Genomic DNA, 22,387 nt, shown 5'->3' on the forward strand with positions numbered 1-22,387 from the left:
CTGCGAGTTGTCTACGCGGTGCGTCGGGATTCGCGTGCGGGCGCCATGCTTCCTAAAATGCACATTCCCGCCGCTCGACTCCCCCCATGATCAAGTCCTGGCTCGCGCGCCTGCGCATCGAACCGTTCACCCTGGCGCTGCTGTGCACGGTGCTGCTCGCCTCGCTGCTGCCGGTGCAGGGACGCGCGGCGTCGGTGATGGACGTGGTCACCGATCTGGCGATCGCCGCGCTGTTCTTCCTGCATGGCGCACGGCTGTCGCGTGAGGCCATCGTCGCCGGCGCGCTGCACTGGCGCCTGCACCTGACCATCTTCGCCGCCACCTTCATCCTGTTCCCGCTGCTGGGCCTGCTGTTCAAGCCGCTGTCGCACTGGCTGCTGACTCCGGACCTGTACATCGGCGTGCTGTTCCTGTGCACGCTGCCGTCCACGGTGCAGTCGTCGATCGCCTTCACCTCGATGGCCGGCGGCAACGTGCCGGCGGCGGTGTGCAGCGCCTCGCTGTCGAGCCTGCTCGGGGTGTTCCTGACGCCGCTGCTGATGGGCGTGCTGAGCGACGCACAGAGCGCCATTGCCAATCCGCTGGAGGCGATGGGCAAGATCATGTTGCAACTGCTGGTGCCGTTCGTCGCCGGCCACCTGCTGCAGCGCTGGATCGGCGGCTGGGTCGAGCGTCGCCGCGCGGTGCTGCGCTACACCGACCAGAGCACCATCCTGCTGGTGGTGTACACCGCGTTCAGCGCGGCGGTGGTCGAAGGCCTCTGGCACAAGACGCCGCTGCCGGCACTGCTCGGCGTCGCCGTGGTCGGCGCGGTGCTGCTGGCGCTGGCGATGACGTTGATCACCTTCGGCGCGCGGCGCCTGGGCTTTTCGCGCGAGGACGAGATCCCGATCGTGTTCTGCGGCTCCAAGAAGAGCTTGGCCACCGGCGTGCCGATGGCCAAGGTGCTGTTCGCCAGCGGCAGCCTCGGCGCGATCGTGCTGCCGGTGATGATCTACCACCAGATCCAGCTGATCGTCTGCGCGGTGATCGCGCAACGCTACGCGCGCGCGGCCAAGGCGGAAGCGGAAGCGCAGCACTAGCCAACTGCGGACAGCAGCCGGGCGGTGCGGAGGCCATGGCCGCGCAGCGCGCCGACCGCGGGCGAGCCACCTCTCCGCCGCGGCAACACCGCGCATGGCGGCATATGCAGATGCGCAGCCGGCATGTGCAAACGCGGCAGGGGCTGCGTACAGTGGACGGCCGGCACGGCCGGTGCCGTGCTCCCTTCCCATCCGGTGCCCCCATGAGCCGCATGTTTCGCCGTTGCGCGACGATTTCCGCCAGCCTGGCCACGCTGCTGGCGCTGGGCGCCTGCCAGAAACCGCCCGCGCCTGCTGCGCCCAAGGCCACCACACCGGCGCCTGCCGCCGACAGCGCCGGCATCGCCTGGCGCGAGGGCGACGTCGACGATGCCTTCGCCGAAGCGCGCGAACACAACAAACCGGTGCTGCTGTACTGGGGCGCCGCCTGGTGCCCACCCTGCAATCGGCTCAAGGCCACGCTGTTCAAGGACCCGGCGTTCATCGCCCGCACCCGCGCCTTCGTCGCGGTGCACCTGGACGGCGATTCGGAGGGTGCGCAGGCCTGGGGCGAACGCTTCGGCATCAAGGGCTATCCGACCATCATCGTGTTGCGCCCGGACCGCAGCGAGATCACCCGCCTGGCCGGCGACAGCGACACCGTGCGCCTGGCCGAGGCCCTGCGCGTGGCCGCGACCCGCACCGCCACCTCGGCGCAGTTGCTGCAGCAGGCGCTGAAGGCGCCGGCCACGCTCAGCGCCGACGACTGGACCCTGCTCGGCGAATACGGCTGGGCAGTGGATGCGGCGCAGTTGGTCAAGCCGGGGCAGGCGGCCGACGTGCTCACGCGTCTGGCCGCAGCGGCACCACAGCCGGCCCTGCAACGCCGTTTCGCATTGCTCGCGCTGGCCGCGCAGGATCCGGCCAAGGCCGCCAGCGTGGACGCCAAGCACCGCGCCGCCGATCGCGACCTGCTGCGGGCGGTGCTGGCCGATCCGGCCGAGGTGCGCGCCAACCGCAGCACGCTTACCTATGCGGCGCGCGACCTGGTGCAGGCCGCGGCCGGCGACGCCGCCGAACGCAGCGCGCTGTCGAGTGCGCTGACCCGTGCACTGGACCAGGTCTACGCCGACAGCAGCCTGCCGATCAGCGACCGCCTGGACACCGCCGCCGCGGACATCGCCCTGGCGCGCTTGGCGCAAGGCCAGCCGGCCGAGGCCGGCGATGGCCCGCATCCGCCGCATCCGCCGCTGCCGCCGGCGGTGGTCGCCAAGGTGCAACAGCGCGTGCAATGGGCCGAGCAGGCCGCCAAGACCGACTACGAACGCCAGTCCACGATCAGCAGCGCCGCCGCGTTGCTCGACGCCGCCGGCGACAGCGCCGGCGCCGAACAACTGCTGTTGGCCGAACTCCAGCGCAGCAAGACCCCGTACTACTACATGCCGGAACTGGCCAGCCTGGCCGAGGCGCGCGGCGACAAGCAAACGGCGCTGTTCTGGCTGAAGAAGGCCTACGAGAGCGCCGAAGGCCCTGCCACCCGCGTGCAATGGGGCGTGCTCTACGTCGATGGGCTGATCCGGCTGCAGCCGGACAATGCGGCCGCGATCGAGGCGGCCGCCGGACAGGTCGTTGGGGAACTCGCCGGCCAGCCCGACGGCTATCACCAGCGCACCCGGCAGCGCTTCGACACCCTGGCCAAGACCCTGCAGGCCTGGAGCAAGGGCCACGACGGCAGCGCGGTGCTCGCGCGGCTGCAGCACAGGATGCAGCAAAGCTGCGGCAGCCAGGCGCGCGACAGTTGCCAGCATTGGCTGGGATGAAGACATAAGGCGCGTCACGCGCGACGCGCAGTGCAACGCGCCATCGGCAACGCCGGCGCCTGCACTGCCGCCCCCTCATGCATTCCGGTCCACCGCGTCGCCACGGCGCGATTGCCCGCGCCGCACGACGAATTGCATGCCGCGCGCAGCGGCGCGCAACCACGCGCCGTACGCTCAGCGGCTCCCGATCAAGCCGCGACGCGTGCCGGCGCCACCGCGTGACCGGCGCCCTGGTTGCCGGCGCGGCGGCCACTGCTGGTATGCGCATTCAGGCCTTGCGCCTGCCCTTCCAGCGCGCGCGCGGCCTCGGCCATCTTTTCGACCAGTGCCGCGTTCTGCTGCGTGGCGGTGTCCATCTGCACGACGATCTGGTTGACCTGGCCGATACCGGCGCTCTGTTCGCGGCTGGCCCCGGCGATGTCGGTCATGATGCGCTGCACCTCGCGCACCGAGCCGAGCAGTTCTTCCATCGTGGCGCCGGCGCGCGCGACCAGCGCCGAACCGCGATCGACCTGCTCGCTGGAACCGGCGATCAGGCCACGCACTTCCTTGGCCGCATCGGCACAGCGCTGGGCAAGGCTGCGCACTTCGGTGGCGACCACGGCGAAGCCGCGGCCCTGCTCGCCGGCGCGCGCCGCTTCCACCGCCGCGTTCAGGGCGAGGATGTTGGTCTGGAAGGCGATGCCGTCGATGACGCTGATGATGTCGGCGATCTTGCGCGACGCGCTCTCGATGCCGGCCATGGTCTGGACCACGTCGCGCACCACGTCGCCACCGCGCTGGGCGACATCGGTGGCGCCATCGACCAGACGGTTGGCGTGGCCGACGTGCTCGACGTTGCGCTGCACGGTGCCGGTGATCTCTTCCATCGAACTGGCGGCCTCTTCCAGCGCCGCGGCCTGCTGCTCGGTGCGCCGGGCCAGGTCGCTGTTGTCGTCGACCATTTCCGCTGCCGCCGTCTGCAGGGTATGCGCGGCCTCGCCGAGCTGGCGCGCGGCATGGATGTCCAGCAAGGCGCCGACCGCGCGCAGCGGGGTGCCGTCGGCGGCGCGCTTGGTCAGGCCGCGCGCGCGGAACCAGCGGTATTCGCCGTTCTTCATGCGCAGCCGGTACTCGATGTCGAAGCCGGTGCGGCCGGTGCGGTCGTTGAGGTGCGCGGCGAAGGCGTTGAGCGCGAACTGCGCGTCCTCCGGGTGCAGGCGCGAAGACCAGCTGTCGAGCACGTTGGGGAACTCGGCCTCGGAAGCGAAGCCCAGCAGCGAACGGAACTGCGCCGACCACCAGAACTCGTTGGACGGATTGATCGGATCGCCGGCGATCACGCTCATGTCCCACAGGCCGTCGTTGAGCATGTCCGCGCCCAGTTCGAAGCGGGTCAGGACCACGTCCAGGAACGCCTCGCGCTCGCGCCGCTCGGTGATGTCGGTGAGCGCGCCGGCCACCCGCAGCGGCGAGCCCTGGGCGTCGCGCTGGGTGGTGCCGAGCGCGCGGAACCAGCGGTACTGGCCGTTCTTCAGCTGCAGCCGGTACTCCACGTCGTACGGGGTCTTGCCGCTGCGGTCGGCCAAATGCACGGCGAACGCGTCCAGCGTGGCCTGCTTGTCCTCCGGGTGCAGGCGCGAGGCCCAGCTGTCGAGCACGTTGGGGAAGTCGAGCTCGGAGGAGAAACCCAGCATCGCGCGGAACTGCGACGACCACCAGAATTCGTTGGCCGGGTTGATCGGATCGCCGGCGATCACGCTCATCTCCCACAGGCCGTCGGTGGTCGCGGAGGTGACCAGATCGAAACGACCACGCAGAGCGTCCAGATCGGTGCCGGCGCGATCGGCCTGCGCCCGCGCGCGGTCACGCTCGGCCTCGGCCTCGCGCAAGCGCTCACTCAATGCCTGTAGCTTGGCCGCCTGTTGCTTGCTCTTGCCCCACATACACGTCTCCGCGGCTTTGCCGATTCTGGTCAATCGCTCGGTAACGACCGCGAGCGGCAACACTTGAGCGGAGAACTGAACGCGCGGTTCAGGCGATCCAGTGATCGACCAGCAGGAACGCGAACAGCGCCATCAGGTACACGATGGAATAGCCGAACATGCGCATCGAGAACATCTCGTCCGGCGGGTCGAGCATGCGCCAGGCGTACCAGAGGAACACCGCGTCCAGCACCAGAGTGCCGCCGAGGTAGAACACCCCGCTCATGCCCACCGCCACCGGCAGCAGCGTCACCACCACCAACAGCACCGTGTACACCAGGATCTGCCGGCGGGTATGGGCCACGCCGTGGGTGACCGGGAGCATCGGGATCGACGCCTTGGCGTAGTCGGCGCGGCGGAAGATCGCCAGCGCCCAGAAGTGCGGCGGCGTCCACACGAAGATGATCAGCACCAGCAGCGAAGCGTAGGCCCAGTCCCACTGGCCCTGCATGCCGGTGATCGCGGCCCAGCCCAGCAGCGGCGGCGCCGCGCCGGCCAGGCCGCCGATGACGATGTTCTGCGGCGTGGTGCGCTTGAGGAACACGGTGTAGATCACCGCATAGCCGATCAGCGAGGCGAAGGTCAGCACCGCGGTGATCAGGTTGACCCACACCACCAGCACGGTCATCGACAGCGCGGTGAGCAGGGTGGCGAACAGCAGCACCTGCCACGGCAGCACCTTGCCCACCACCAGCGGACGCCAGGAGGTGCGCGCCATCTGCGCGTCGATGCGCGCGTCCAGGAGCTGGTTGATCGCCGCCGCCGCCGAAGCCGCCAGCCAGATGCCGAAGAAGCCGAGCAGACCGGTGCGCACCTGCGCCCAGGTCGGCAACCCCGGGATCGCCAGGCACATGCCGACCAGGGCGGTGAACACGATCAGCGCCACCACCTTGGGCTTGGTCAGGTCCCAGTAGTCGCGCCAGTGGACGCGGTGCGCGCTCATTGCGGCGCCCGCAATCGCGCCAGCAGCGACACCAGCACGAACAGCAACGCCACCGCGCCGGCGTTGTGCAGCACCGCTACCGGCAGGGGCAGCGCCAGCTTGACGTTGAGGATACCCAGGCACACCTGCGCGACCAGCAGCAACGCCAGCGCCGCGGCCCAGCCGCGCATGCCCGGCGTGCGGCTCAGGCGCCAGCTCAGCCACAGCAGATAGGCCGCCACCACCATCGCCATCATCCGGTGCGCCATCTGGATGGCGATGCGCGCCGCGCCGTCGAGCACGCCGCCTTCGTAGTCCACGCCGATGCCGCGCCACAGGGTGAAGCCCTCGCGGAAATCGTGCGGCGGCCACCACTGGCTGACGCAACGCGGGAAGTTGTCGGCCGACCAGCTGCCGCCGCCGCAGGCCAGCGCCGCGTAGTTGGCGCTGACCCAGCCGCCCAGCGCGATCTGCAGCACCAGCACCGCCACGCCCAGGCGCAGCAGCCACTTCAGCCGCGGCGCATCGGCCAGGGTGATCGGCAGGTGGGTGGCGCGCCAGGCCATCCACACCAGCAGCGAGAACATCAGCAGGCCGCCCAGCAGGTGTCCCATCACCACGATCGGCTTGAGCAGCAGGGTCACCGTCCACATGCCCAGCAAGGCCTGGAAGATCACCACCGACAGGGTCAGCACCGCCGCGCGGGCCAGATCGTCGTTGGACCAGCGCAGCGCCGCCAGCAGCAGAATCGCCTCGCCGCCGACCGCCGCCAGCATCGCCAGCCCCGGCCAGCCGGACATGTACAGCGGGATCGACAGCGCCACCAGCGCCGCGGCCGTGACGATCTGGGCGATGCCGAGCCGGCGCCGCCGTGCCGCCAGCAGCGACAGCACCAGCACCTCCACGCCCAGCGCGCCGGCCAGGAAACGGTGGATCTGCTCGCGCCAGGCCTTGTGCGTCTCCAGCGGCCGGATCTTGCTGGCGGCGTGGGTGTCGGCTTCGGCGCTGGTCTGCGGCCAGGTGATGCGCCCGTAGCAGGTCGGCCAATCGGGGCAGCTCATGCCCGCATCGGACAGGCGCACGAACGAACCGAACATGATGGTGCTGGCGGTGAACAGCGCCGCCAGCCAGGCCATGCGGTGGAAATGCCGGAACAGCGCCGGGCGCGCGAACAAGGTCATAGGGAGCGGCTCACAGGAGTTTCAGCAGTTTCGCCAGATCCGCACGCAGCCCGGCCGGGTCGAACCCGGGGGCATAGCGCAGCACCACGAAACCGTTCGGATCGATGACATAGACCGGCACCCCGGCCGCATCGCGCACCCGCGGCAGCGCCGCCAGCAGCGCCGGGTCCGCGCGCAGCGCCTGCACCGGCGGCAGGGCCCGGGCGGCGGCCGGCGGCGTGCCGATCCACAGGATCTGCACGTGGTCGGCATCGTGGCCGAACAGCTGCCAGACCTTGTCCAGGTCGCGCGCCAGCGCATCGCAGGCGCTGCCGCAGTCCGCCGGCGGCGCCAGCGCGATGCGCCACAGCCGCCGCTGCGGTTCCCAGGCATAGACGCGGCCATCGGCCAGCCGTGGCTGCAGCGCGCGCAGGTCGGCCGGCGGCTGCAGCAGTTCGCCATGATTGCGGGCGGCCGCCGGCTTCCAGCCGGAAAAGCGCAACACGCCGGCGACCAGCATCGAGCCGAAGAACAGGGCGAACAACACGATCAGCGGCCAGCGGCCGCGGGCGGCCGCCTGGCGCGGGGCCGGGGTGGGAGCATTCATGCCGGGGATTTTCTCATGCGCGCGCGCTCAGCGCCCGCCCCGTCCCCTGCGCGCACGCCAGCTGAGCAGCGCCGCGGTGACCAGCACCGCCAGCGCCAGGCCGAACCATTGCACCGCGTAACCCAAGTGGCGCTCGGGCGGCAGCGTGTTCGGCAGCAGGTCCAGGTCGCGCGGATAGCCCAGCGGCAGGGCCGGATCCAGGCGCAGCACCTGCGACAAAATGTCGCGGCGGCCGAGCGCGGTCCCGATCGCCGCCGGCTCGATGCGCATCGCCAGCCAGCGCTGCGGGGACGGCGCCGCGACCAGGGCCGGGCCCAGCGCCAGTCCATGCGACGGCGCCGGCCCGAGCAGGCCGACCAGCGTGTAGCGGCCCTGCAGTGGCGCCGGCTCGGGCAGCGCGCGGTCGGCCGGCAGCGGCAACCAGCCCAGTTCCACCAGCAGCGGCGCCGCGGCGCCGTCGGCCAGGAACGGCTGGTACACCTTCACTCCGCTGCGGCCCTGCCGCAGTTGGTTGTCGAGCAGGATCTGCCCGGGCAGGAAACGGCCGGCACCATGCACCCAGCGCAACTGTCCCGGCAGCGTCGCGCGCAGCGCATCGGCCAGCGCCTGCGGGTGGTCGCGCACGTGCGCCGCCTGCGCCAGCAGCGCCTGTTTCTCGTGCATGCGCTGCAACTGCCAGCGGCCGAGCATGCAAAAGCACACCGCCACCGCCAGCGCGACGCTCCAGCCCAGCCACAACGGCATGCGTCGGCGCGTGCCCACGCGCGAGGCAGCGGCGAGGGTCATAATGCGGACACACCATGTGCCGAGACGCCCATGAACGACTCGCTGAAGACTTTGCTGATCGTCGCGTTCCTGCTGCTCATCCTGTGGAACCTGGGCGCCGGCCTGTACTACCTGTTGGTGGACCGCGGCCAGAGCAAGCGCACGGTGAACGCGTTGACCTGGCGCATCGGCCTCTCGGTGTGCCTGATCCTGCTGGTGATCCTGGGCATCTATACCGGAGTGATCAAGCCGCATGGATTGGGACGCTAAACGTAGTGCCGGGATTCGGGATTCGGGATTCGGGATTCGGGATTCGGGATGGCAGCATGCCGTCCGCATGGGAACAGTGCACGCACGCGACCCGTAAAACGCTGATTCCTTGTAGGAGCGGCTTTAGCCGCGACGCCTTACCGGTAACACGTCGCGGCTAAAGCCGCTCCTACAACACGCAGTCCCGCTAGCGACGCCGGCACGCGCGGAAACCAACCAATCCCCAATCCCGACTCCCCAATCCCCGCCCTCAAAGCACATAGACGAACAAAAACAGCGCCAGCCACACCACGTCGACGAAGTGCCAGTACCACGCCGCCGCTTCGAAGGCGAAATGGTTGTCGCGGCTGAAGTGGCCGCGGCTGATCCGCAGCAGCATCACCAGCAGCATGATCGTACCCAGCAGCACGTGCGCGCCGTGGAAGCCGGTGAGCATGAAGAAGGTCGAACCGTAGATGCCCGAGCCCAGGGTCAGGTTGAGCTCCTTGTAGGCATGCATGTACTCCTCGGCCTGGAAGTACAGGAAGGTGCAGCCAAGCGCCACAGTCAGCGCCTGGAACACCATCAGCCGGGTGCGCTGGCCGGCCTTGAGCGCGTGGTGCGCGATGGTCAGGGTCACGCCGGAGCTGAGCAGGATCAGCGTGTTGATCAGCGGCAGGCCCCACGCCGGGATGGTCTGGAACTGACCGCCGACGCCGCCCGGACCATTGGTCGGCCAGGCCGCCGAGTAGCCGTCCCACAGCAGCGCGTTGGTCATCACCCCGTCGCCCTCGCCGCCCAGCCACGGCAGGATGAAGGTGCGGGTATAGAACAACGCACCGAAGAAGGCGCCGAAGAACATCACCTCGGAGAAGATGAACCACACCATCCCCATGCGGAACGACACGTCGACCTGGCGGTTGTAGTGTCCGGCGATCGATTCGCGGATCACGTCACCGAACCACATGAACAGCGTCGCCACCAGCATCGCGATGCCGGTGAAGAAGGTCCACTTGCCCCAGGACGCGTCGTTGAGCCAACTGGCCACGCCGATCATGGTCACGAACATCGCGATCGAGCCGATGAACGGCCAGCGGCTCTGGCTGGGCACGTAGTAGGCGTTGGCGGTGGCGTCGGTGCTGGGCTGGGCCATGGCAGGCATTCCGGTCGGGTCAGGGAGCCGCGCGCGCGGAACCGGCCAGTTTCGGCGATCCCAGTTCCGCGCTCAGCGCATCGTTCTTGTAGAAGGTGTAGGACAGGGTGATGGTGGAGATGTCGCTGGGCAGATTGGGGTCGACGATGAAGCGCACCGGCATGTCGCGCTTCTCGCCGGCCTGCAGGGTCTGCGCGGTGAAGCAGAAGCACTCGGTCTTGGTGAAGTAGCCCGAGGCGCGTGCCGGTGCCACCGACGGCACCGCGCTGCCGACGATGGCATGCGCGCCGTCGTTGTGCGCGTAGTACAGCGCCTCGTTGAGTTCGCCCGGCACCACCTGCATGGTCAGTTGCTCCGGATGGAACGACCACGGCAGCTTGGAGTTCACGCCGCCATCGAACTGCACCGTGACCGTACGCTTGCCCGCCAGCGGCTTGCCGGCCTGCGGGCCCTCGCCGGGGCCGCGCTCCAGGCGCACGCCGAACACTTTCTCGCAAGCGATGCGGTACAGCGGCACCAGCGAGAAGGTCAGCACGAACACCGCCAGCGCAACGCCGACCAGCTTGAACAGCCCGGCACTGCTGTGCACCTGCGGCGCTGGCGCGTTCATCGGCCCAGCACCCCCGAGAGGATGAAGCCGACGTAGATCGCCAGCGCCACCACGCCGACCACCAGCGCGGTGCGCGCCGCACGCTTGCGGCGCAGGACCAGGTCGTCGAGCGGCGGTTGCGCGGTCATCAGTGGCTGATGTCGTCGTGGGCCAGGTCGCCGGGCTTGAGCACCGGCGGCAGGGTGAAGGTGTGCGCCGGCGCCGGCGACGGCACCGTCCACTCCAGGCCGCGCGCACCTTCCCAGGAGCGCGCTTCGGCGCGTGCGCCGCTGCGCAGCGACGCCAGCAGGATGCCGGCCATCAGGAACGGGGTGACGAACATGCCGAACGCACCGATCGAGCTGACCAGGTTCCAGTCGGCGAACACCACGTTGTAGTCGGGGATGCGCCGCGGCATGCCGGCCAGGCCGAGGAAGTGCTGCGGGAAGAACAGCAGGTTGACGAACACCATCGTCCACCAGAAGTGGAACTTGGCCCAGGCCTCGTTGTACATGCGCCCGGTCCACTTCGGCCACCAGTAGTACACCGCCGCGATCAGCGCGAACACCGCGCCGGTGACCAGCACGTAGTGGAAGTGCGCGACAACGAAATAGGTGTCGTGGTACTGGAAGTCGGCCGGCACGATCGCCAGCATCAGCCCGGAGAAACCGCCGATGGTGAACAGGATGACGAAGGCGATGGACCACAGCATTGGCGACTCGAAGGTCATCGAGCCCTGCCACATGGTGCTGACCCAGTTGAACACCTTCACCCCGGTGGGGATGGAGATCAGCATCGTGGCGAACATGAAGTAGATCTCGCCGCCCAGCGGCATGCCCACGGTGAACATGTGGTGCGCCCAGACGATGAAGCTCAGGAACGCGATCGCGGCGATCGCATAGACCATCGCCTGGTAGCCGAACAGCGGCTTGCGGCTGAAGGTCGGGATGATTTCGCTGATCACGCCGAACGCCGGCAGGATCATGATGTAGACCTCGGGGTGCCCGAAGAACCAGAAGATGTGCTGATACATCACCGGGTCGCCGCCGCCGGCGGCGTTGAAGAACGAGGTGCCGAAGAACTTGTCGGTGAGCAGCATGGTCACCGCGCCGGCCAGCACCGGCATCACTGCGATCAGCAGGAACGCGGTGATCAGCCAGGCCCAGCAGAAGATCGGCATCTTCAGCAGGTCGATGCCCGGCGCGCGCATATTGAGCACGGTGGCGATGATGTTGATCGCGCCCATGATCGAGCTGATGCCGGCGACGTGGATGGCGAACACCGAGAAGGCGACGTTGTAGCCGCCCTGCAGCATCAACGGCGGATACATGGTCCAGCCGCCCGCCGGTGCGCCGCCGGGCAGGAACAGGGTCAGCAGCAGCAGCGTAAAGGCCACCGGCAGCAGCCAGAACGACCAGTTGTTCATGCGCGGCAGCGCCATGTCCGGCGCGCCGATCTGCAGCGGGATCATCCAGTTGGCCAGGCCGACGAAGGCCGGCATCACCCCGCCGAAGATCATCACCAGCGCGTGCACGGTGGTCATCTGGTTGAAGAACTCGGGCTTGACGAACTGCAGGCCCGGCTGCGCCAGTTCGGCGCGGATCACCACGCTCATCGCCGCACCGATGACGAACATGGTGAAGCTGAAGAGCAGGTACAGCGTGCCGATGTCCTTGTGGTTGGTGGAGAACAACCAACGCTCGACGAAGCTCTGCTGATGCCCGTGCTCGTCGTGGTGATCGACTGCCGAATGGGCCATGGCGGCTACCTCAGAAAAGGAATGCTGGAGATCAGGCGGCTTGCACGGTCAGGTGCGAGTCGGAACGAGGACGCGACAGCCGCGCCTGCGGCGGTGCCGCCGGCGCCTGGGCATCGGCGGGCGCGGCAGCGGGTGCGGCGGTGGCCGGCGCGGCAGCCGGGGCCGCCGTCGGGGTGGCCGGCGCGGGCGCGGCGGCAGGCGCCGGCTTGCGCGATGCCAGCCACTTCTGGAAGTCCTGCTTGCTCACCGCCTCGACCACGATCGGCATGAAGCCGTGGTCCTTGCCGCACAGTTCGGCGCACTGGCCGCGATACACCCCGGGGGTGTCGATGCTGGTCCAGGCCTCGTTGATGATTCCGGGGATGGCGTCCTGCTTCCAGCCCAGCGCCGGCACCCACCAGGCGTGGATGACGTCGTCGGCGGTGATGACGAAGCGCACCTTGGTGTTTACCGGCAGCACCAGCCGGTTGTCCACGTCCAGCAGATAGTGGGGGTCGTGCTCGACCGTGGGCACCGCACCGCTCTGCCGCAGCCGGTCGGAACTGCGCGCCAGGCGGCTGGTGAACGAGACGTTCTCGCCCAGGTATTCGTAGCGCCACATCCACTGGTAGCCGGTGACCTTCACCGTCATCTCGGCATCGCGGGTGTCGTACATCGCGATCAGCTTGGCCGTGGCCGGCCACGCCATCACGATCAGGATCAGCACCGGGATCACCGTCCACACGATCTCGGCCTTGGTGTTGTGGCTGAACTGCGCCGGCACCGCGCCCTTGGACTTGCGGAACTTGAAGATCGCATAGGCCATCGCGCCGAACACCAGCACGCCGATGACCACGCAGACCCACAACGCGACCATGTGCGCGTCGTAGGCATTGCGCGCGCTCTGGGTGACGCCCCTGCCCATGTTGAGCTGCCACGGCTTGGGATCGGCCGATTGCGCCCACGCCAGCGGTGCGGCCATCGCCGCCGCCAACGCCATCCCGCCCCTGACCGCCTGTTGCACCCACCCGCCGCGTTGCTTCATTGCCTAGACCCCTTGGAGCGTCATCGGTTGCGGCCGGTCACGGCCGCGAGCAAGCCTTCCAGGGTCTGCGCCAGTTGCCGGCGTTCGTCGGGGCCGAGGAACTCGCCGACCCGGACCTGCTTGCCGCTGGATGCCAGCACCACCCTGTCGTCGCCTTCGATCCGCAACCGCACCCAATGCGGATGGGCGCGGAACGCTGGCGTTCCTGCATTCGGACGGGTCACTTCCACGCAGGCCGGACCCACCCGGATATCCTCTTCGCGCTCGCCGCCGCGCCACGACCAATGCAGCGCGAGCGCCACCACGATGCTGTGCAACAGAGCGAACGCAGGCGCGAACACATTGCCGGCGAGCCACCCCAGCCCAGCCACGGCCCACATCGCCCCGGCCAGTGCGAGGAACAACAGAACGAATTGCCGGGCGTTCAACGCCCGCGGCGGTCGCAGCCGCAGCTGCGTACCCGACCCCTCCGGAGAAAACGGAAACATTTCGATCATGTCGAACCGCGCTTCCGAACCGCTCACGCCCGAGCCGCGAGCACGCCTGGATGGTAGCCCCCGGCCTGCGCGGCGGCAAGCGCGCATTCACCACAAAAAATGCTGCAGCGCAACCAGATTCGCGTTCAGCGTCGCCGGCATCGACCGCGTCGCGACGATACCGGCGACGCCCTGCGCGTGCAGGCGCTGACATAAAATAGCGGGCTCTGTCCCTGGCCTTTCCCGCATGAACGCTCTGCCTGGCGCCGGCTCTGTTCCGGCGATGCCGTCCGCGTCTCCTTCGCCCTTGCTGTCCCCCGAACTCCCGCCCGCACCGCAGGCCCTGCGCGCGGCGATCACCGCCGCCTGGCTCAAGGACGAAGCCGAACACGTGCGCGAACTGCTCGAGCAGGCGCGCCTGCCCGCGGCCGACCAGGCCAAGGTGCAGGCGCTGGCCGCCGACCTGGTCACCCGCGTGCGCGCCCGCGCCCAGGACCAGGGCGCGATCGAGGCCTTCATGCGCCAGTACGACCTCGGCAGCGAGGAAGGCGTGCTGCTGATGTGCGTGGCCGAAGCGCTGCTGCGCATCCCCGACCAGGACACCGCCGACAAGCTGATCCGCGACAAGCTCGGCGATGCGGACTGGAAGAAGCACATGGGCGAGAGCGACTCGATCCTGGTCAACGCGTCGACCTGGGGCCTGATGCTCACCGGCAAGTTGGTGCAGATCAACGACCTCACCCGCGCCGACGTGTCCGGCGCGTTCAAGCGCCTGATCGGCCGCGTCGGCGAACCGGTGATCCGTCTGGCGGTGCGCCAGGCGATGAAGATCATGGGCCACCAGTTCGTGATGGGCCGGACCATCGGCGAGGCGCTGACCCGCTCGAAGAAGGGCGACAACGCCCACTACCGCTATTCGTTCGACATGCTCGGCGAAGGCGCGCTGACCATGAAGGACGCGCAGCGCTACCTCGATGCCTATCGCCAGGCGATCCACGCCATCGGCAGGCATTTCGCCGCGCAGCGCCAGCAGGGCGGCGGCAAGGACGCGGTGTTCGCCGCGCCCAGCATCTCGATCAAGCTCTCGGCGCTGTACCCGCGCTACGAGCACGCAAAGCGCGCGCGGGTGATGGCCGAGCTGGTGCCGGGCGTGCTGGAACTGGCGCAACTGGCCAAGTCCTACGGCATCGGCTACACCGTCGATGCCGAAGAAGCCGACCGCCTGGAGCTGTCGCTGGACATCATCGAGGCCACCTTCTCCGATCCCTCGCTGGACGGTTGGGAGGGCTACGGCCTGGCGGTGCAGGCGTACCAGAAGCGCACCCCGTACACGATCGACTTCCTCGCCGACCTGGCGCGCCGCGTCGGCCGTCGCATCCCGGTGCGCCTGGTCAAGGGCGCCTACTGGGACGCGGAGATCAAGCGCGCGCAGGTCGAGGGTCACCCGGGCTATCCGGTGTTCACCCGCAAGCAGAACACCGACGTCTCCTACCTGGCCTGCGCCAAGCGCCTGTTCGCGCACAGCGATGCGCTGTATCCGATGTTCGCCACCCACAACGCGCAGACCATCGCCGCGGTGCGCGCCATCGCCGGCGGCCGCGACTATGAGCACCAGAAGCTACACGGCATGGGCGACGACCTCTACGCCGAGGTGATCCCCGCCGACCGCCTCGGCGTGCCCTGCCGCGTGTACGCGCCGGTGGGTTCGCACGAGGACCTGCTGCCCTACCTGGTGCGGCGCCTGCTGGAGAACGGCGCCAACTCCAGCTTCGTCAACCGCATCACCGACGAAGACGTGGCCATCGAAGACCTGATCCGCGATCCGGTCGAGGCCGTGTCCGCGTTCGCCTCCATCCCGCATCCGAAGATTCCGCTGCCGGTCGATCTGCTGCGCAGCCAGAACCACAACAGGAAGAACTCCATGGGCGCCAACCTCGCCAACGACAACGATCTGCGCGCGCTGGCCGACCAGCTCAACACCGCGCTCAAGCCCTGGCAGGCCGCGCCGTTGGTGCCCGGCGCGGTGATCGCCGGCGATGCCCTCCCGGTCGCCAACCCGGCCGACCATCGCCAGGTCGTCGGCCACTGGAAGCCGGCCGATGCCGCCACCGTGGAGAAGGCGCTGAGCAATGCCGCGGCCGCCTACCCGGCCTGGAACCGCACGCCGGCCGCCAGCCGCGCCACCATCCTCGAACACGCCGCCGACCTGCTGGAAGCGCGCATGCCCGAGTTCATGGCGCTGTGCGTCAAGGAAGCCGGCAAGACCCTGCCCGACGGCGTCGCCGAAGTGCGCGAAGCGGTGGACTTCCTGCGCTACTACGCCGGCCAGGCGCGCGCGCAGTTCGGCGCGCCCGAGCGCCTGCCCGGGCCCACCGGCGAGTCCAACGAACTGCAGCTGCACGGCCGCGGCGTGTTCGTGTGCATCAGCCCGTGGAATTTCCCGCTCGCCATCTTCCTCGGCCAGGTCGCCGCGGCGCTGGCCGCCGGCAACAGCGTCATCGCCAAGCCGGCCGAGCAGACCAACCTGGTCGGCCATGCCGCAGTGAAGCTGCTGCACGAAGCCGGCGTGCCCGAGGCGGTGGTGCAGTTCCTGCCGGGCGACGGCGCCACCGTCGGTGCCGCGCTGACCCGTGATCCGCGCGTGGCCGGCGTCGCCTTCACCGGCTCCACCGACACCGCCCGCGCGATCAACCGCGCGCTGGCCGCGCGCGATGCCGCCATCGGCGTGCTGATCGCCGAGACCGGCGGCCAGAACGCCTTCATCGCCGACTCCTCGTCGCTGCCGGAAGCGGTGGTCAAGGACGCAATCTCCAGCGCCTTCATCTCCGCCGGCCAGCGCTGCTCGGCCGCGCGCGTGCTGTTCGTGCAGGACGACATCGCCGACAAGGTGATGACCATGCTGGCCGGCGCCATGGCCGAACTGAAGGTCGGCGACCCCGGCCTGCTGTCCACCGACGTCGGCCCGGTGATCGACGCCGATGCGCTGCAGATCCTCACCGATCACGCCGCGTGCATGGACCGCGAGGCGCGCCCGATCGCCGTGGCCGCCACCGACGAGGCCACCGCGCACGGCAGCTTCTTCGCCCCGCGCGCCTACGAACTGCAGTCGCTGGCGCAGTTGCAGCGCGAGATCTTCGGGCCGGTGCTGCACGTGATCCGCTGGAAGGCCGACCAGCTCGATGCGGTGATCGACCAGATCAACGCCACCGGCTACGGCCTGACCCTGGGCGTGCATTCGCGCATCGACGAGACCATCGAGCGCATCGCCTCGCGCGTGGCGGTGGGCAACGTCTACGTCAACCGCAACCAGATCGGCGCGGTGGTCGGCGTGCAGCCGTTCGGCGGCCAGGGCCTGTCCGGCACCGGCCCCAAGGCCGGCGGCCCGCACTACCTGCTGCGCTTCGCCACCGAGAAGGTGGTGACGGTCAACACCACCGCGGCCGGCGGCAACGCCTCGTTGCTGACCCTGGGCGACTGAGTCGCCCCAGCCCTCGGCGCAGCGTTCCGCCCGGAACCTGCGCCGGGTGCAGCCTGCCGCCGCGCGCATCGCACGCCGCCGACAGGCATAAAAAAAGCCCCGCCGAAGCGGGGCTTTTTCGTGCACTGCGAAGCGTCTGCGATCAGAACTTGTAGTTGACCGAGGCCGCCAGCACGTTGCCGCTCACGTCGTAGTCGCCGACCAGGGTGTTGCCGGTGGCGCTGGTGGTGGCGATGCTCGGGTCGCTGGTGAACAGGTGGGTGTAGCCGAAGCTGTACTCGGCCTGCTGGGACGGCTTCCAGGTCAGACCCAGCGAGACCCACTTGCGGCTCGCGTCCGGCACGCGCACGTCGCGGTGCTGGTCGGTGGTCGGGGTCTGGTCGTAGGCCACACCGCCACGCAGGGTCAGCGTATCGCTCATGCGGTAGTCGGCACCCAGCGAGACGAAGGTGGTGTCGCGGTACGAGAAGTCCAGCACGCTATCGGGCTGGTTGGAGGCGAAGTCGACGGTGACCTTGTCGAACTTGCTCCAGGCGGTGCGGGTGACGTCGGCCATCACCGTCCACTGCTCGTTGATGTCGTGGGTGAAGCTGGCGGTGGCGCTGGCCGGCAGCTTGACCGTGGCACGGCCCTTGGTGTCGACGAAGGTACCCGGCGCGGCGAAGGCCAGCACGGTGGCGGCATTGCCCGGCACGGTGAAGTTGGCATCGCCATCGGTGATCTTGTGCTCGACCTGCGAGCGGTAGCTGAAGCCGATGTGGGTGTGCTCGTCGACGCTGAACAGGCCGCCCAGGGTGAAGCCGACCTCGGTGTTGTCGCCCTTGATGCGCGAGAAACCGTCGGCGCTGCCCGGCGCGAAGCCCGGCACGCGGCGCGCGGCCAGCAGGGTGCCGAAGTCGATGGCATTGCTCAGGTCGATGTCCAGGCGCTCGGCGAACACGGACGCGCCGAACGACACGTACGGGTTGACGTCGTAGGAGAAGGCGAAGTTCAGGTCGATCGCCTGCAGCTCGGTCTTCACGCCGTTGTAGCGGCCGACCCAGTCGCGGTCGTATTCGGTCTTGAAGCCGAAGGGCACGGTCAGCGAGGTGCCGAAGTGCATGTTGTTGTTTTCGCCGAACGGCATGTGGAAGTACACGGCCGGAACCGGCGCGATCATGCCGGCGTCGCCGCCACGGCCGCCGGAGATCGGCGCGCCGTTGGCATAGGTGCCGCCGTCGCCCTGGTACTTGGCCGAGAACTGGATGGCGCTGACGTCGGCCTGGAACACCTTGCCGTCGAGCTGGCGCATGCCGGCCGGGTTCACGGCGATGATCGAGGCATCGCCCGGGGCGCTGCCGGAGCCGGCAAAGGCGCGGCCCAGACCCTTGGCGCTGTTCTCCTTGAGCTGGAACGCGGCGCCGTGCGCCTGGCCCATGGCCAGCGCGCCGACGATGCCGACGGCCAGAGCGGTGAAACGGACGAACTGGGTTGCGTTTTGCATGGCTAGTTTTTCTCCGGAAGACGAATTGTCTGTGTTCGCGCCTGCGCAGGCCCGAGCCGAGCAGGCCCAGGAATGCGCGCCGGAGTCCCCTCCCGACATACGACGCCGTATGCGAGTATACCCCGCGCCGTTAACTAAACAATAACGACATGATGCGTTCAGCTTCGTGTGGAGTGGGCGTGCGTTCAGCCGGATGAAGCCGTTATCGTGGCGTCCCTGGCGGTTTCCGGTCCCCTCTTTCTCTCGCATGTTCGTCTCCATCCCTTCCCGCGAACGCACCACGCTGCGCTGGGCCACCCCGCTGCTGTTCGCGGCGATGTGGCTGGCGTTCCTGTGGTCGATCAGCCGCCCCGACGAGGCGCGCGCGACCCTGTGGCTGGACTGGGGGGCGCTCTCGGCCGGGGTCGGCAGCCCGCGCGACTGGCTGGCGACGGTGCAGGACGGCAGCGTGCTGCGCCTGTTCACCGCGCTGTTCCTGCACGCCGATTGGTCGCACCTGCTCGGCAACCTGGTGTTCCTGCTGATTTTCGGTCTGCCCGCCGAGCGCGTGCTGGGGCCGTGGCGGTTCCTGCTGCTGTTCCTGGGCGGCGGGGCGATCTCCAACCTGGCCGCGGTGTTCGCGGTTGGTACCCCGGACCGGGTCATCATCGGCGCCAGCGGCGCGGTCTCGGCGCTGATCGGCACGTATCTAGCGCTGTTCCCGCGGGCCAAGCTCGGCGTGGTGCTGCCGCTGGGGCTGTTCCTGGAATTCGTGCGCGCCCCGGCCTCACTGCTGATCGGCACCTGGGCGGCGCTGCAGGTGGTATTCGCCTACATCGGCCCGGCGTTCGGCATGGTGGCGTGGTCGGCGCACCTGGCCGGCTTCGCCTTCGGCATGGTCTACGGGCTGTACGTGCGCGCGGCGATCGCGCGACGGCTGCGCAAGCGCAAGGGCTTCTGAGCCGCGTGCGGCGACGGCCGCCTTATACTGCGCGCATGTTCAAGCACCTGTACAAAGTGACCTTCCTCAACCACGGCAAGGTCTACGAGCTGTACTGCCAGCACGTCGGCAGCAGTCACCTGTGGGGCTTCACCGAGATCGGCACGCTGGTGTTCGACGTGCACGACGGGCTGGTGATCGACCCCACCGAGGAGCGCCTGCGCGAGGAGTTCGGCGACACCAAGACCCTGCACCTGCCGATGCAGAGCATCGTGCGCATCGAGGAAGTGGAGAAGAAGGGCCAATCGACGATCCGCGACGCGGCCACCGGCGAGAAGGTGGTCACGCCGTTCCCGATGCCCGGCAAGCCCCGCTGAGTCGATGCGCATCCTGATCGCCGACGACTATCAGGATGCGGTGCGCCACCTGCCCTGCTTCGCGCGGCTGCAGGCGCACAGCGTGCAGGTGCTGACCGCGCTGGCGCCCGACCGGCAGACCCTGGTCCGCCACGCCGCCGAGGCCGAGGCGCTGGTGCTGATCCGCGAGCGCACCCGCATCGATGCCGCGCTGTTGGCGCAGTTGCCGAAGCTGCGCCTGATCAGCCAGACCGGACGGATCGGCGAACACATCGACCTGGCCGCCTGCACCGCCCACGGCGTGGCCGTGGCCGAAGGCGTCGGCTCGCCGGTAGCGCCGGCGGAACTGACCTGGGCGCTGCTGATGGCGGCCAGCCGGCGCTTGCCCGTCTACCGCGATGCGCTGCTGGCCGGGCACTGGCAGGCCACCGGCGATGCGCAGTTGGGCCGCAGCCTGGACGGCCTGACCCTGGGCATCTGGAGCTACGGCAAGATCGGTCGACGCGTCGCCGCCTACGGCCGTGCCTTCGGCATGCGCGTGCAGGTGTGGGGCGGCGAGGACAGTTGTGCGCAGGCGCGCGCCGACGGCTTCGCGGTCGCCGCCAGCCGCGAGGCGCTGTTCGCCGAGAGCGACGTGCTGACGCTGCATCGCCGCCTGGCCGCGGCCACCCGCCACGAGATCGGACTGGACGACCTGCTACGGATGAAACCCGATGCGCTGCTGGTCAACACCAGCCGCGCCGAACTGCTCGCTCCCGGCGCGCTGCTGGCGGCGCTGGAGGCCGGCCGTCCCGGGCAGGCGGCACTGGACGTGTTCGAGCAGGAGCCGGTGCTGGATCCGCAGCATCCGCTGCTGCGGCATCCGCGGGTGCTGGCGACGCCGCACCTGGGTTACGTCGAACAGAGCAGCTACGACCTGTATTTCGGCGCGGCCTTCGACAACGTGCTGGCCTTCGCCGCCGGCACGCCGCAACGCCTGGCCAATCCCGACGTCCTCAGCGCCGCCGACTAGCCGCTGGCCACCACCGCGCAGCGGCCAAGCCGCGCGCGATGGCGGTGGGGCGGGCCGCGGCCGGCTCAGCGGCTGGAGGCCGGCGCAGGCTCGGTCTTGTCGGACTCGGTCTTTGCAGGTTCGGACTTGGCGGGCTCGGGCTTGGCCGGTTCCGCCGCCGGCGGCTTCGCCGGGGCTGCCTTCGGCGCCGCGCCCGCCGGCTTGTGCGCCGGCTTGGCTTTGCCCTTGCCGGCCGGTGCCGCCGCAGCCGCCCGCGCCACGGCGCCGGGCTGCTTCAGTTCGGCCAGCGCCTGCGCGATCGGACCATCGCCCGGCAGCACATCGCCAGCGCGGTAGCCTTCCTCGCCCTCGTCGTCGCCATGCAGGTGGCCCGGCAGGGTCGCTTCGCTGTAGTCGGCGATCGCCGCCGGCTTGTCGGCATCCTCCGCGCTGGCCTCCGGGCGCAGCACCACGTCGGGCACGATGCCGCTGGCCTGGATCGACTTGCCGCTGGGGGTGTAGTACCGCGCCGTGGTCAGCTTGACCGAGTCGCCGTTGTCCAGCGGCAGCACGGTCTGCACCGAGCCCTTGCCGAAGGTGCGGCTGCCGATGATGCGCGCGCGCTTGTTGTCGCGCAGCGCACCCGCCAGCACTTCCGAGGCGCTGGCCGAACCGGCATCCACCAGCACCACCATCGGCGCACCGTTGAGCAGGTCGCCGGGGGTGGCATCGAATTTGGAATCGCTGACCGAGATACGCCCGCGGGTACTGACGATGGTGCCCTTGTCGAGCACGTCGTCGGCCACCTGCACCGCCGCGGTCAGCAGGCCGCCGGGGTTGCTGCGCAGGTCCAGCACCAGCCCGCGCAGCTTGCCGCCGGCCTGCGCCTGCAACTGCTGCAGCTGCTTGTGGAAATCGGCGCCGGTGTCGGCCTGGAAGGTGCTGATGCGGATGTAGCCGTAGCCGGGTTCGAGCATGCGGCTGCGCACGCTGGCCACGCGGATGGTCTGCCGGGTCAGGGTCACGTCGAACGGCTTGGCGACCTTGTCGCGGGCGATGGTCAGCACGACCTTGCTGCCCGACTCGCCGCGCAGCGGCTCCATCGCCTTGACCGCGCTGATCGGCTTGCCGTCGATGGCGATGATGATGTCGCCCGAACGCAGGCCGGCGCGCGCGGCGGGCGTGTCGTCGATCGGCGACACCACCTTGAGCGTGTTGTCCGGCAGCTGCAGCAGCTCCACGCCGATGCCGTCGTAGGCGCCGCTGGTCTGCTCGTCGAACGCCTCGGCGTCTTCCTTGCTGAAATAGGTGCTGTGCGGATCCAGGTCCAGCAGCAGGCCACGGATCGCGGACTGCATCAGCTTCTTGTCGTCGACCGGATCGACGTAGGCTTCCTTCACCGCGTTGTAGACCGCGACGTAGCGGCGGATCTCGTCCAGCGGCACCTTGGCACTGGCCGATTCGGTGGAATCGGGATCGTCGGCGCTGGCCGCCGGGGCCGTGGGCGTCTGCGCCTCGGCGCGTTGCGCCATCGACGGCAGCGGCGCCAGAGCGAGCAACAGGGCTGCGGACAGGACTACGCGCATGAAGCACTCCGATTGGGGAAGGCCC

The 22,387-nt window shown here is 69.2% G+C and carries 20 protein-coding genes; 7 read left to right on the forward strand and 13 right to left on the reverse strand.

The window, feature by feature from the left end; genetic code table 11:
* The first annotated feature begins 86 nt into the window (after nucleotides 1-86).
* Complete coding sequence (locus GGR64_RS20070; RefSeq protein ID WP_184447401.1) at nucleotides 87-1,082, forward strand: bile acid:sodium symporter family protein; 996 nt, start codon at nucleotides 87-89, stop codon at nucleotides 1,080-1,082.
* Nucleotides 1,083-1,285: 203 nt separating this feature from the next.
* Nucleotides 1,286-2,881, forward strand: a complete 1,596-nt coding sequence (locus GGR64_RS20075; RefSeq protein ID WP_184648056.1) for a thioredoxin family protein — start codon at nucleotides 1,286-1,288, stop codon at nucleotides 2,879-2,881.
* A 188-nt stretch (nucleotides 2,882-3,069) separates the two neighbouring features.
* Here the strand turns inward: GGR64_RS20075 and GGR64_RS20080 are convergent, their stop codons facing one another.
* The 5 genes from GGR64_RS20080 to GGR64_RS20100 all read right to left on the reverse strand — a co-directional run bounded on the left by GGR64_RS20080 (nucleotide 3,070) and on the right by GGR64_RS20100 (nucleotide 8,320).
* Nucleotides 3,070-4,806, reverse strand: a complete 1,737-nt coding sequence (locus tag GGR64_RS20080) for a PAS domain-containing methyl-accepting chemotaxis protein (protein ID WP_184648058.1) — start codon at nucleotides 4,804-4,806, stop codon at nucleotides 3,070-3,072.
* Between the two features lie 88 nt (nucleotides 4,807-4,894).
* Nucleotides 4,895-5,788: a heme o synthase gene (gene cyoE, locus GGR64_RS20085; RefSeq protein ID WP_160968808.1), complete on the reverse strand. Its 894-nt coding sequence runs from the start codon at nucleotides 5,786-5,788 to the stop codon at nucleotides 4,895-4,897.
* Complete coding sequence (locus tag GGR64_RS20090) at nucleotides 5,785-6,948, reverse strand: COX15/CtaA family protein (protein ID WP_184447404.1); 1,164 nt, start codon at nucleotides 6,946-6,948, stop codon at nucleotides 5,785-5,787. The genes cyoE and GGR64_RS20090 overlap by 4 nt, the downstream gene beginning before the upstream one ends.
* A gap of 10 nt (nucleotides 6,949-6,958) precedes the next feature.
* Complete coding sequence (locus GGR64_RS20095) at nucleotides 6,959-7,534, reverse strand: hypothetical protein (protein WP_184447405.1); 576 nt, start codon at nucleotides 7,532-7,534, stop codon at nucleotides 6,959-6,961.
* A gap of 27 nt (nucleotides 7,535-7,561) precedes the next feature.
* On the reverse strand, nucleotides 7,562-8,320 hold the full coding sequence (locus GGR64_RS20100; protein ID WP_184648060.1) for an SURF1 family protein: 759 nt from the start codon (nucleotides 8,318-8,320) through the stop codon (nucleotides 7,562-7,564).
* Nucleotides 8,321-8,350: 30 nt separating this feature from the next.
* Here GGR64_RS20100 and GGR64_RS20105 point away from each other — a divergent pair, with 30 nt between their 5' ends.
* A complete protein-coding gene (locus GGR64_RS20105; protein ID WP_010341612.1) occupies nucleotides 8,351-8,569 on the forward strand; it encodes a twin transmembrane helix small protein in 219 nt (72 codons plus the stop codon).
* 250 nt (nucleotides 8,570-8,819) lie between these two features.
* Here the strand turns inward: GGR64_RS20105 and GGR64_RS20110 are convergent, their stop codons facing one another.
* Genes GGR64_RS20110 through GGR64_RS20130 form a run of 6 tightly spaced genes read right to left on the reverse strand, consistent with a single transcriptional unit; the run spans nucleotide 8,820 to nucleotide 13,570 of the window.
* Nucleotides 8,820-9,701: a cytochrome c oxidase subunit 3 gene (locus GGR64_RS20110; RefSeq protein WP_160968818.1), complete on the reverse strand. Its 882-nt coding sequence runs from the start codon at nucleotides 9,699-9,701 to the stop codon at nucleotides 8,820-8,822.
* Nucleotides 9,702-9,720: 19 nt separating this feature from the next.
* Nucleotides 9,721-10,311, reverse strand: coding sequence for a cytochrome c oxidase assembly protein (locus tag GGR64_RS20115; RefSeq protein WP_160968820.1), 591 nt, complete (start codon nucleotides 10,309-10,311; stop codon nucleotides 9,721-9,723).
* Entirely contained in the window at nucleotides 10,308-10,439 is a 132-nt protein-coding gene (locus GGR64_RS20965) for a hypothetical protein (protein WP_255347926.1), read from the reverse strand. Before GGR64_RS20965 ends, GGR64_RS20115 begins: the two co-directional genes overlap by 4 nt.
* Nucleotides 10,439-12,049 carry a cytochrome c oxidase subunit I gene (gene ctaD, locus GGR64_RS20120; protein WP_160968822.1) on the reverse strand — a complete coding sequence of 537 codons (1,611 nt, stop codon included), beginning with the start codon at nucleotides 12,047-12,049 and terminating at the stop codon, nucleotides 10,439-10,441. The genes GGR64_RS20965 and ctaD overlap by 1 nt, the downstream gene beginning before the upstream one ends.
* A gap of 31 nt (nucleotides 12,050-12,080) precedes the next feature.
* Nucleotides 12,081-13,073 carry a cytochrome c oxidase subunit II gene (gene coxB, locus GGR64_RS20125; RefSeq protein WP_160968824.1) on the reverse strand — a complete coding sequence of 331 codons (993 nt, stop codon included), beginning with the start codon at nucleotides 13,071-13,073 and terminating at the stop codon, nucleotides 12,081-12,083.
* A gap of 20 nt (nucleotides 13,074-13,093) precedes the next feature.
* Nucleotides 13,094-13,570, reverse strand: coding sequence for a DUF2244 domain-containing protein (locus GGR64_RS20130; protein WP_029561818.1), 477 nt, complete (start codon nucleotides 13,568-13,570; stop codon nucleotides 13,094-13,096).
* Nucleotides 13,571-13,832: 262 nt separating this feature from the next.
* Between GGR64_RS20130 and putA the strand changes: the two genes are divergently transcribed.
* Complete coding sequence (gene putA, locus GGR64_RS20135; protein ID WP_184648070.1) at nucleotides 13,833-17,027, forward strand: bifunctional proline dehydrogenase/L-glutamate gamma-semialdehyde dehydrogenase PutA; 3,195 nt, start codon at nucleotides 13,833-13,835, stop codon at nucleotides 17,025-17,027.
* A 142-nt stretch (nucleotides 17,028-17,169) separates the two neighbouring features.
* Here the strand turns inward: putA and GGR64_RS20140 are convergent, their stop codons facing one another.
* A complete protein-coding gene (locus GGR64_RS20140) occupies nucleotides 17,170-18,510 on the reverse strand; it encodes an outer membrane protein transport protein (protein ID WP_184648062.1) in 1,341 nt (446 codons plus the stop codon).
* A 247-nt stretch (nucleotides 18,511-18,757) separates the two neighbouring features.
* Here GGR64_RS20140 and GGR64_RS20145 point away from each other — a divergent pair, with 247 nt between their 5' ends.
* The 3 genes from GGR64_RS20145 to GGR64_RS20155 are packed head-to-tail and all read left to right on the forward strand — an operon-like array spanning nucleotide 18,758 to nucleotide 20,797.
* Complete coding sequence (locus tag GGR64_RS20145) at nucleotides 18,758-19,450, forward strand: rhomboid family intramembrane serine protease (protein WP_017908049.1); 693 nt, start codon at nucleotides 18,758-18,760, stop codon at nucleotides 19,448-19,450.
* Nucleotides 19,451-19,485: 35 nt separating this feature from the next.
* On the forward strand, nucleotides 19,486-19,806 hold the full coding sequence (locus GGR64_RS20150; RefSeq protein ID WP_017908048.1) for a DUF1820 family protein: 321 nt from the start codon (nucleotides 19,486-19,488) through the stop codon (nucleotides 19,804-19,806).
* Between the two features lie 4 nt (nucleotides 19,807-19,810).
* Nucleotides 19,811-20,797 (forward strand): D-2-hydroxyacid dehydrogenase family protein, encoded by a 987-nt coding sequence (locus GGR64_RS20155; RefSeq protein ID WP_184648064.1) that lies wholly within the window; start codon nucleotides 19,811-19,813, stop codon nucleotides 20,795-20,797.
* 65 nt (nucleotides 20,798-20,862) lie between these two features.
* On the opposite strand, the gene GGR64_RS20160 is transcribed toward GGR64_RS20155, so the two are convergent.
* On the reverse strand, nucleotides 20,863-22,362 hold the full coding sequence (locus tag GGR64_RS20160; RefSeq protein ID WP_184648066.1) for a S41 family peptidase: 1,500 nt from the start codon (nucleotides 22,360-22,362) through the stop codon (nucleotides 20,863-20,865).
* Between the last annotated feature and the right edge of the window lie 25 nt (nucleotides 22,363-22,387).

It is taken from the genome of Xanthomonas sp. 3307 (assembly GCF_014199735.1).
Taxonomy (GTDB): Bacteria; Pseudomonadota; Gammaproteobacteria; order Xanthomonadales; family Xanthomonadaceae; genus Xanthomonas_A; species Xanthomonas_A rydalmerensis.